Genomic DNA, 8,900 nt, shown 5'->3' on the forward strand with positions numbered 1-8,900 from the left:
GTCCGGGCGGCCTGGGCGGGGGGCGCCTCCACCGGCGCGGCGGTCGCCGGCCCGGCCGCGCCCGGCCCGGCGACCGTGGCCGACACCTCCGGCTGCGGCGCGACGGCCGGGGCGGGTGCGGCGGTGGACGCACCGGGCGCACCGGGCGCGGGATACTTCGCCGCCCAGCCTTTCAGGAGCCGCTGGTACGCCTCCAGGCGCGGCGGCTTGGGCTCGGAGCGGCCGTTCTCCCAGTTCTTGACGCTCTGCGTCGACGTCTTCAGCGCGGCCGCGAGACGGGCCTGGGTGATGCCGGCGGCCTCGCGCAGCCGGGCGCGCTCCGCCGGGGACGGGAGCTGCGGCTCCTCCTCCAGCAGCGCGTCGACCGACGCGAACAGCTCTTCCTCGGTGGCCATGGCGATCTCCTTCCGCGCCTCGACCCTAGCGGACCTTACCCTCCCGTTTAACCTGTCCATGTAACCCGTTCGAGCATCGGGGAGGGTGGCGGACGCCGGACTGGAGCAGCTGTGGGAGCCGGCGGTTGACCCCTCGCCGTGAAGGCTGGGCGTTCTCACCGAAGACCGGTCGGGTGGGGTGCTTCCTCGACGGAGGTTGAGCGGGCCGGTCGGAGCGCGGATCGACGAAGGGGCTGCCGTCCGCCCGGTGTGAGCGGACGGCGGTCCTGGCCGACGGTGACGAGGGATCAGTCGGGGAGCCGGTCCATGAGCCAGGTGCACAGCTCCTCGGTGATGGCCGTGTGCGCGGTGGTCGTGGACGAACAGAGGAAGTCGTCCAGCTCGCTGTTCTCCGGGTCCAGTCCGTTGATGTCCGCGTACAGGTCGTCCTGCGTCTCGATGTCGCGGATCGCGACCGCGCTGACCGAGGGGACGAAGCACACGTCCTCGTGCCGCAGATCCGCCTTGCCGCCGAGCTTCTTCATCGTCTCGGCCAGGATCTTGTAGGTGTGCAGGGTTCCGCCCGGCGCCCCGTCCAGTTCCGGGAAGCCGCTGGTCGTGATGGTCTTCTCGGCCTTGGGGAGCCTGCGGTTGAGGTAGGCGGCCGTCACGTCGTCGCCCTGGGCCTGGGTGTAGAAGGTGGTGCCCGGGTAGATCCGGTCGACCCGCAGTGCGACGTCGCCGGGCTTCACGTCCGGCAGGCCGACCCCGTCGGCGCGACCGTTCGCCACGGCGAGCTTGAGCGGGATCATCGGCCACCTGCCGACCCGGTCCAGGGCGGCCAGGAACTCCGTGCGCTCCGGGGCGACGCCGATCTTGCCGGTGTCCTTGTCGTAGTGCCGCCACAGCATCTGGCGGGCGGCCGGGCTGTTCATCTGCTTCGCGAAGTTGTTCGGGAACGGGATGAAGTGCGAGAACGCCTGCACGCCGACCGGGATGGAAGCGCCGCGGTGGGGGCTGTCGTAGGAGAAGTACAGCGCGGTCCTGTGGTCCATCCGCTGCGTCTCCAGATGGGCGAGTGCGTAGCGGGTGACGATGCCGCCCATGCTGAAGCCGCCGACGACCAGGCGGGCGTCGCCCACCTGCTCGGCGAGGGCCCGCATGATGGCGGCCTCGGCCGCCTGCGCGTTGTCCAGGATCGACGCGCTGCGCTCCTCGAAGCCGAGCAGGATCACGTCCCTGCCGCGTCGGCGCAGCTCGGTGATGAACGGGTAGCCGCTCTCCAGCCCTTGGTAGAGCGCGTCGAGCCTGCTCCGGCCGAGGTTGAAGCCGTCGGCCATGATCACGGGCCGGACGAGACCGCCGCGGTTGCCCTCGCCGGGGAAGACCCAGGCGAAGCCGTTGGGCAGGGTCCACTCGTCGTGCTCCGGTACCTCGACCGGTCCGGCGGGTTCGGCGGTCAGCGGACCGCCGAGGGTGAACGTACCGACGTTGGGCTCGGTCGTTTCTGACATGGTCGTCCTCCTTGCGTGAGGGGTGAGTGAGACGACGTCATCATGGGGGCAAATCCGGGCGTATCGCTCTTCTGGCCTGCGGGGTTCACCACATCTGATGGAGCACGCACGGGAAGCGTTTGGCATGCCCGGCATGTGCCGTCGGCCTGTTCTCGTCGCTCTTCGGTTCTCCACCGATCGCACGCCGGGAAGGCACGACACCGCCGAGGAGAACCGTTCGTGCGATCGCTTCACCGACACCCCTCAGGTCCCGCGCGACGCGGCGCTCACCCTTCGACGAGAACGCTCACCCTTCGCTGCGACAGGAGAAGCGGCCGAGCGGGCTGGTGAAGGGAGGCCGGGACGGTGGGCCCTCGGCGTGCAGGCAGGCCAAGTGGTCGGCTTCCGCCTTCAGGCCGCCGACGGAGAGCCGGCGGGCCTGCCCGGCCCGGCGGCCCGCTCGGCCGGGAGGGTGACCGTGATCCGTGCCGGGTCAGCCAGGGCGCGAGCATGCCGCGGCCCGCACGCCACGGTCACCGTGCGGCCGACGGGGCGCGGGTGCCGTCGAGCGCCCGCCGCACCCCCGGCTCCCTCGGGCCGAGGAAGTGGGGGTCCGGGCGGAAGGCCGCGTCCAGGGCCGCCTTGCCCGCGGCGAGGATCTCCCGGGTGCCGCCGTAGTACCAGGTCAGGTCGTGCCGGTCGTCGACGCCGACGCCGTACGAGGAGACGCCGGCCGCCCGGCACAGGGTGACCGCGCGCCGGATGTGGAAGCCCTGGCTGATCAGTACGGCCCGCTCCACACCGAAGATCTTCTTCGCGCGGACGCACGAGTCCCAGGTGTCGAAGCCCGCGTAGTCGCTGACGATCCGCGCGTCGGGCACGCCGTGCCGGGTCAGATAGGCGCGCATCGCGTCCGGCTCGTCGTAGTCCTCACGGCTGTTGTCGCCGGTGACCAGGACCACCTCGATGCGGCCCGCCCGGTACAGCTCGGCCGCCGCGTCCAGCCGGTGCGCGAGATACGGCGACGGCTCCCCCTCCCACAGGCCCGCGCCGAAGACCACGGCGACCTCGGTGCGGGGCACGTCGGCGGTGGTGTGCAGCCGGCCGTCCGCCGCCAGGCGCAGCCACGTCGCCGGCAGCAGTGCCAGGACGCACGCCGCCATCCCCGCCTGCACCAGCCGCCGCCGGCCGGCCCGGGTCCGCGGCAGGTGCGGCCGGCGGAGCCATCGGGCCCCGCCCGCCCTCGCACGGCGCAACAGGTGAAGCATGGGACGGGCACCCTCCCCGGTCGGTCCTCGACGTCGAAGACGCCCCCGCGCGTCCTCCGGTTCAGCCGTGCCATGTGATCAGCGGCACGGTACGCGGCGGGGCGAAGCCGTGGTTCACGGAACGGGCTCACACCGCGCGGGGCCCGTTCCGTGAACCGCCGGAAAACACCCGTCACGCCCGCGCAACGGGGAGGCAACGTCCCCCGGGGACGATCGGGGGCATGACGGCGCACCTCACGACCTCGATCAGCAGTCGGCCGCCCGGTCACGGGGAGCCCGGCGGGAGCAGCCGACGCCGCCCGCCCCGTTTCCCGCCCCCGGCCCTCGTTGTAGTGGCCCACGGCAGCCGTGATCCGCGTGCGCTGAGCGCCGTACGGGCGCTCCTGGAGCGCGTCCGCGCACTCCGCCCCGGCCTGCCGGTGCACCTCGGGCACATCGAGCTGAACGAGCCGCTCCTGACCGACACCCTCGCCGGCCTGCACGCGCGGGGGACCGGCCGCGCCGTGCTCGTGCCGCTGCTGTTCGGCCGCGGCCACCACGTCAAGCAGGACATCCCCGGGACGGCCGCCGCGTCGCCGCTGCGCACGCGCGTGGCCGCCCCGCTCGGCCCGCACCCGCTGCTCGCGGAGGCGTTGCACGTACGGCTGTCCGAGGCCGGACTGGCTCGCGCCGACCGTGCCCGCCTGTTCACCGTGGCGACCGCCGCGGACGGCATCATCCTCGCCTCCGTGGGCGGTGGTGAGGCCGTACAGGCGGCCGGGATCACCGGCATGCTGCTGGCCTCGCGCCTTGCCGTGCCGGTGATGGCGGCGGCCCTGGACGAGGAGGGCTCGATCGCGGCGGTGGCCGAGCAGCTGCGCGCCTCCGGTTCGCAGCAGCTGGCGCTCGCGCCGTACCTGATCGGCCCCGAGATCGACGCGAGCCTGGTCGAGGAGGCCGCGAAGGAGGTGGGCTGCGCCGCCGCCGAGGCGTTGGGCCCCTACCCGGCGATCGGCAAGCTCGCCCTGGCCAAGTACACCTCCGCGCTGGGTATCAGCCCGCAGCAGGCACAGGGCACTCCGGCCAACTGACCCCGGGCGGGCTCATCCGCTCCACGATGCAGACGCCGAACAGGCCCGCTCCGACCATCGGGGCGGGCCTTTCGGCGTGTACGGCCGGGGGGATCGCTCAGCCGACGACCACGCACGACGCCGCCGTCACCGGGATCGAGCCGCGGCGCCGGGGCATTCCGGTGTCCGGGTCGACCGCGAACCAGGTCACGTCCCCGGAGCGCTCGTTCGCCACGTACAGGAAGCCGTGGGACTCGACGAGCGCGCGGGGCCAGTGGCCGCCGCAGGGGACGGTGGCGATCAACCGCAGCCCGTCCACCCCGGTCGCTTCGTCGCTTCCGGCCGAGCGGGCGGCGTGGACCGCGCGGTCCACGCCCTGCTCGACCGCGAACACCGACAGGACGTCCTCTCCGCGGGTCGCGGTCCATACGAAACGGCCGTCGGGCGAGACGGCGACGCCCGACGGGTAGGCGTCGCCGGACGGGGCACCGGGCAGGACGGGGATCTCGGTGAGCGGCCGCAGCGTGCCCTCGGCGGCGTCCCAGCGGCAGACGGTCAGGGTGGGGCTGAGTTCGTTGAGGAGGTACGCGCGCGTGCCGTCGGGGTGGAAGGCCAGGTGGCGGGGGCCCGAGCCGGGGCGCAGCGCCACCTCCCGGTGCCGCGCGGGAGCCCCGTCGGCCAGGGTGTACACCCGTACCGAGTCCGTGCCGAGGTCGACGCCGACCGCCCAGCGGCCGCTCGGGTCGGGCTGCACCTGATGGGCGTGCGGTCGCCGGCGGTGCGGGTGGGGGCCCGGGCCGGTGGGCGGCGGGAACACCCCGGACGCGGAGTGCGCCAGGCTCCCGTCGGCACGGACGGGGACGGCGGTGACGCTGCCCGAACCGTAGTTGGCGGTGAGGACGTGTCCGGCGAAGAGGCAGAGGTGGGTCGGCCCGTCCCCGTGGACCGGCACCGCGGGTCCGGCCTGCTCCGGCGCGTCCCCCGCGCCCCCGCTCCCGGCGCCGGGCACCCGGAACGCGGCCACGGCCCCTTCGGCCGTCTCACTGACCGCGTAGAGCGTCCGTCCGTCGGGGGAGAGCGCCAGGCAGGAGGGGTCGGGCAGGCCGTTCACGGTGCTCAGCACGGTCAGGGCGCCGTCGTCGGGAGTGAGGGCGGCGGCGACGATGCCCGGACCGCCCGCCGTCGTGAACGATCCTATGAACGCCCGCCGCCTGCCGTCCGTCACGCCCGGTCCCCCACGCTCACGCCTGATCCCCTCCCGTTTCCCGCCGACCGGGGCGACGCTAGCAGCCGCCCCCCGAAGGTCTGGACCAGAAGGGGCGCTCCGCCCGGCCTCTCGGGCCCTCGCCCTCAGGCCCCGGCCAGCGGGGAGCCGGACGGTGCCCGCAGGGGTGCGGCGAGTTCGGCGAGGGCCCGCTCCAGGCCGTGGAGATGGGCCAGGGCCGGTTCCGTCGCCGCCGGGGGCGTCCGCATGGCGATGTCGTCCCTGCCGTCGGTGAGCGTCTCGACCGCCCTCTCCACGCGCAGGCACGCGGCGGCCAGGCGGTCGTCGTGGGAGGCCTCCGGGTCGGCGGCGACGAGGACGAGACCCCGGACCTCCCGGGCGCAGTCGTCGAGCAGCGCCAGCACCGCGCGGGCGCGCCGCTTGCGGCCGATCATGGGGTTCAGCGGGTGGACGAGCGGGGCGACCGAGAGCCGCACCCGGGCGAGCAGCTGTTCCAGCTCGGCCACCTTCGGCGCCGGGTCGGCGCCCTCGGTCCCCGCCAGCCGCGCGGCCGCCTGCGCGGTGCACGCGTGGACGCACCGCAGGGCCCGCTGGATCCATGCGCCGGTGACGTGGTGAGTGGTGACGGGCAGGACGAGGGCCACGGCCAGGCCGGCGCCGAGTGCTCCGACGCCGGTCTCCACCGCCCTCAGGGCCAGCAGCCCGGGGCCGAGCACGCCCAGGAGGCCGTAGAGCATGGCGGCGAGCAGCGTCACCCAGAGCATCATCCAGGTGTAGGACACGGCGGCCGTGTAGAAGACGCCGAAAACGGATACCAGGACGACCAGTGCCGTGGTGAGCCCGTCCCCCTGGGCGGGGACCGCGACGAGCAGGCCCAGGCCGATGCCGAGGACCGTGCCCAGTACCCGCCGGAAGCTTCGGACCAGGGTCTCGCCGCGCGAGGTGGTGTTGACGAAGACCCACCAGGTGGCGCCGACGGCCCAGTACCAGCGCTCGCCGGACACCAGCTGGCCCACGACGAGCGCGAAGCCGGCGCCGGCCGTCGCCTGGACGGCCTGGCGGGTGGTGACGCGGGCCAGGCCGGTGCCGCCGGGCGGGGCGGGCACCACCGCGGGCGGCAGGCGCCTCTCGTAGCACCACAGTCCGAAGCGCACCGCGGCGGCGGCGAGCACGGACAGCAGGACGGAGGCGTACAGCTCGGGCAGCTGGTCCGCGGTCGCCCGCAGGAACTGCGCCGCGAAGCAGGTCATGAACGCGAACACGCCGAGACTGTGCCCGCGCGGACCCCAGCGCCGTGCGTACACGCCCAGTCCCACCACGGCGAGGACGGCGAGGTCCCGGCCCACCGGGTGGCCGTGCAGCCCGGCCGCGACGGTGAGTACGGGCAGTCCGACGACGGGCAGCAGGGCGGTGGTGAGCGTCTGCCCGCGGACGGTGGCGTCGGTGACGGTGAAGAGGGCCAGGAGAGCGGCGAGTCCGCCGGTGACGACGCCGGTGAGCGAGTGTCCGGCCAGGCCGCACACGGCGACCGCCAGACCGATGCCGAGCACGGCCCGCGTGGCGAAGCGCAGCCGTACCCGGCCCGGGTCCGGGGCCGTGAACACCCTCTTCAGCACTGTCGACCGCCCCTCGGATCCATGGTGGGCGAGGTTGCGCCCTCGCACGAGAAAGGCGCCGCGGAGTCCGCAGCGCCATCGATGCGCCCATCTCAGCACCTTGGCCGCCACTGGCTCAACTCACCCTCTTGGGGCTGAGCCAATGGCACAGCACGAGTCACCGGCGAGCGGCCGACGGAGTGCCAACGGCCGACGGCGGGTGGCCCAACGGTCCGGCCGGGCGGTCGGCCATGGGTACAGTCGGAGAAGATCACCGATCACCGAGGCCTGCGCGCCGAGTGGCGCACCCGCAGCAGCCGAGCGGCGAACCCTCAGGACAGGAGGCCGGGCGCCATGGCCGTGGACGAGCTGGACACCCGCATCCTGCGACTGCTGCTGGAGCAGCCGCGCACCAGCGTGCGGGAGTACGCCCGGGTCCTCGGGATCGCGCGGGGCACTCTCCAGGCCCGTCTCGACCGGATGGAGCGCGAGGGAGTGATCACCGGGACGGGTCCGGCCCTCTCCCCCGCCGCCCTGGGGCACCCGGTGCTGGCGTTCGTGCACATCGAGGTCACGCAGGGGCACCTGGACGAGGTCGGCGACGAACTGGCCGCCGTGCCGGAGATCGTCGAGGCGTTCTCGATCACCGGTGACGGAGATCTGCTGACCCGGGTCGTGGCGCGTGACAACGCCCATCTCGAGGACGTGGTCCAGAAGCTGATCAACCTGCCCGGCGTGGTCCGCACCCGCACCGAGGTGGCCCTGCGCGAGCGCGTCCCGCACCGGCTGCTGCCGCTGGTGGAGTCGATCGGCCGAACGGCTCGTTCCTAGAGCCCTTGCTCGTTCCCGGAGCCCTTGCCCCCTCCCGGACTCCTTGTCCGCTCCTGACGTCCTTCCGCCGTTCGGAGCTTGGCATCCTGGGCCCCATGAGCACTTTCGACGCACCCTCGGTCGTCTTCGATCTCGACGGAACGCTCGTGGACAGCGAGCCGAACTACTACGAGGCGGGCCGGCTGACCCTCGCCGAGCACGGCGTGCCGGACTTCTCCTGGGCCGAGCACGAGCGCTACGTGGGGATCAGCACCCGGGAGACGATCACCGACTGGCGGGAGCGGTACGGGCTCCGGGCCTCGGTGGAGGACCTGCTGGAGGTCAAGAACGGCCACTACCTCCGGCTGGCCCGCGCCTCGACGCAGGTGTACCCCGAGATGCGCCGGTTCGTCGAGCTGCTGGCCGCCGAGGGCGTACCGATGGCCGTGGCCTCCGGCTCCTCGCCCGAGGCGATCGAGGCGATCCTGGCCGGCACGCGCCTGGACGTTCATCTGCGCACGGTCGTCTCGGCGGAAGAGGTGCCGCGCGGCAAGCCCGCTCCCGACGTCTTCCTGGAGGCGGCCCGTCGGCTCGGGACGGACCCCGCCGACTGTGTGGTGCTGGAGGACGCCGTCCCGGGTGTCGCCGCGGCGCACGCCGCGGGCATGCGCTGCATCGCGATCCCGTACGTCGCGGCGCAGGCCGACGCCCCGGAGTTCGCCACCGCCGCGCTGCTGCTGCGCGGCGGACAGCGGGAGTTCACGGCACGGGCCGCGCACGAGTGGCTGACGCGCTCCGCCCGGCCGGCCTGACCGGCACCCGGCCGGCCTGACCGCCACCCGGCCGATTCGACGGACGCCCGCGCGGCACGGTGGGCCGCGCGGGCCGGCGGACGCGGACCGGGACCCGACGCCATGGGCGGGGGCTCCGGCGAACGTCCGGATCCGGTCCCTCCCGGTCTGTTGACACCCTCCCGACCCGTTGACGCTCCCCCGCCCCCCCCCTCTCCTCTGGTCCACCCTTCCCACGACGCCCGCCATCCCCAACCCCTGCGCTCCCTGTCCCGCCCCGCTCACTCCCTCACCC

At 73.9% G+C, this 8,900-nt stretch carries 8 protein-coding genes; 3 read left to right on the forward strand and 5 right to left on the reverse strand.

Features of this window, described 5'->3' with window-relative positions:
• The 3 genes from AOK11_RS22240 to AOK11_RS22250 form a co-directional block, all read right to left on the reverse strand.
• On the reverse strand, positions 1-395 hold a 395-nt coding region (locus AOK11_RS22240), incomplete at its 3' end, for a helix-turn-helix domain-containing protein (RefSeq protein WP_157869424.1).
• Positions 396-682: 287 nt separating this feature from the next.
• Positions 683-1,888, reverse strand: coding sequence for an esterase/lipase family protein (locus AOK11_RS22245; RefSeq protein WP_055595495.1), 1,206 nt, complete (start codon positions 1,886-1,888; stop codon positions 683-685).
• 512 nt (positions 1,889-2,400) lie between these two features.
• Complete coding sequence (locus tag AOK11_RS22250) at positions 2,401-3,135, reverse strand: SanA/YdcF family protein (RefSeq protein WP_055595496.1); 735 nt, start codon at positions 3,133-3,135, stop codon at positions 2,401-2,403.
• Between the two features lie 221 nt (positions 3,136-3,356).
• Between AOK11_RS22250 and AOK11_RS22255 the strand changes: the two genes are divergently transcribed.
• The gene (locus tag AOK11_RS22255; protein WP_240497446.1) at positions 3,357-4,205 is read left to right on the forward strand and encodes a sirohydrochlorin chelatase; all 849 of its coding nucleotides are present in this window, start codon (positions 3,357-3,359) and stop codon (positions 4,203-4,205) included.
• Positions 4,206-4,302: 97 nt separating this feature from the next.
• Here the strand turns inward: AOK11_RS22255 and AOK11_RS22260 are convergent, their stop codons facing one another.
• Both AOK11_RS22260 and AOK11_RS22265 read right to left on the reverse strand, forming a co-directional pair.
• Positions 4,303-5,409 carry a lactonase family protein gene (locus AOK11_RS22260; protein WP_055595498.1) on the reverse strand — a complete coding sequence of 369 codons (1,107 nt, stop codon included), beginning with the start codon at positions 5,407-5,409 and terminating at the stop codon, positions 4,303-4,305.
• Positions 5,410-5,534: 125 nt separating this feature from the next.
• Positions 5,535-7,025: an FUSC family protein gene (locus tag AOK11_RS22265; RefSeq protein WP_055595499.1), complete on the reverse strand. Its 1,491-nt coding sequence runs from the start codon at positions 7,023-7,025 to the stop codon at positions 5,535-5,537.
• A gap of 333 nt (positions 7,026-7,358) precedes the next feature.
• Here AOK11_RS22265 and AOK11_RS22270 point away from each other — a divergent pair, with 333 nt between their 5' ends.
• Positions 7,359-7,835: an Lrp/AsnC family transcriptional regulator gene (locus tag AOK11_RS22270; protein ID WP_055595500.1), complete on the forward strand. Its 477-nt coding sequence runs from the start codon at positions 7,359-7,361 to the stop codon at positions 7,833-7,835.
• 95 nt (positions 7,836-7,930) lie between these two features.
• Positions 7,931-8,626, forward strand: coding sequence for an HAD family hydrolase (locus AOK11_RS22275; protein WP_055595501.1), 696 nt, complete (start codon positions 7,931-7,933; stop codon positions 8,624-8,626).
• The last annotated feature ends 274 nt before the right edge of the window (positions 8,627-8,900 follow it).

It is taken from the genome of Streptomyces hirsutus (assembly GCF_001418415.1).
Classification (GTDB): Bacteria; Actinomycetota; Actinomycetes; order Streptomycetales; family Streptomycetaceae; genus Streptomyces; species Streptomyces hirsutus.